This window comes from Mesorhizobium sp. M7A.F.Ca.CA.002.04.1.1 (assembly GCF_004022805.1).
Classification (GTDB): Bacteria; Pseudomonadota; Alphaproteobacteria; order Rhizobiales; family Rhizobiaceae; genus Mesorhizobium; species Mesorhizobium ciceri.
Window position 1 is genome coordinate 1 of the sequence record NZ_RZPL01001107.1, and the last position, 1,128, is coordinate 1,128.

The 1,128-nt window shown below is 60.4% G+C and carries 2 protein-coding genes; both read right to left on the reverse strand.

All coding sequences use genetic code 11. The features are described from left to right. A partial coding sequence (gene rplL, locus ENZ75_RS32525) for a 50S ribosomal protein L7/L12 (protein WP_128278650.1) occupies positions 1-253 on the reverse strand: 253 nt, incomplete at its 3' end. 54 nt (positions 254-307) lie between these two features. Then, complete coding sequence (gene rplJ, locus ENZ75_RS32530; RefSeq protein ID WP_013531412.1) at positions 308-826, reverse strand: 50S ribosomal protein L10; 519 nt, start codon at positions 824-826, stop codon at positions 308-310. Between the last annotated feature and the right edge of the window lie 302 nt (positions 827-1,128).

Sequence of the window (1,128 nt, forward strand, 5' to 3'; positions counted from 1 at the left end):
GGCCAAGACCGGTGATGGCGCGGACTTCCTTGATGACGTTGATCTTCTGAGCGCCTGCGTCGGTGAGGACGACGTCAAATTCCGTCTTTTCCTCGGCCGGAGCAGCAGCGGCCGCAGCGCCGCCAGCAGCGGCAACCGCCACCGGAGCAGCAGCCGAAACGCCCCACTTTTCTTCCAGAAGCTTCGACAGCTCGGCCGCCTCGAGGACGGTCAGCTTCGAAAGGTCGTCTACGATCTTTGCGAGATCAGCCATTGTTGTGTTCCTTCATAAGGTTCGAACGTGTGTTTGTGATAGCGAGGAACGGCCTCATGCCGCCTCGTCCTTCCGGGCGTAAGCGCCGATGACGCGCGCGACCGAGGCCGCTGGCGCATTGACGATCTGGGCGATCCGGGTTGCCGGCGTGGCGATCATGCCAACCAGCCTGGCGCGCAGCTCATCGAGCGACGGAAGTGTGGCGAGTGCCTTCACACCGTCGGCATTGAGCGAGGTGGTGCCCATTGCGCCGCCGAGAATGACGAGCTTGTCATTTCCCTTGGCGAAATCGGACGCGACCTTCGGCGCCGCAATCGGATCCTCCGAATAAGCAATCAGCGTCTGTCCCTTGAACAGCTCGATGATCGATGCGGAGTCCGTGCCCTGAAGAGCGATTTTGGCGAGACGGTTCTTCGCGACTTTGACGGTGCCACCGGCAGCGCGCATTTTCGACCGAAGGTCGTTCATTTGCGCGACGGTGATACCGGCGTAGTGGGCCACGACCACTGAACCTGCGTTCGAGAACGCACCGTTCAGGCCCGTGACGAGTTCGCGTTTTTCCGCTCTGTCCACTGCCTATCTCCAGTTGACCCCAATCCTGTTAACGGGAACATCCCATTGACGAGGACAGGCGTCGGGTTGCCTTTTGTCGGCCGGGCCATCCAGTAACGGATCTCCCGAACGACGCTCGAGGATCCTGCCCCCTTTCGCCACATCGACAGTCAAGCCGGCGATGCGCAGACAAAAGGCAAACACGGTTCGAACCTTTCATTGGAGCAATCGCTCCGTTGTCCGGTCTTCACCCGTCTCATGCAGGCCCAAATCGAATTAAGGCTTCTGGGCCGCCTGCAATCTCGGACAGGATGTCCGGAAAC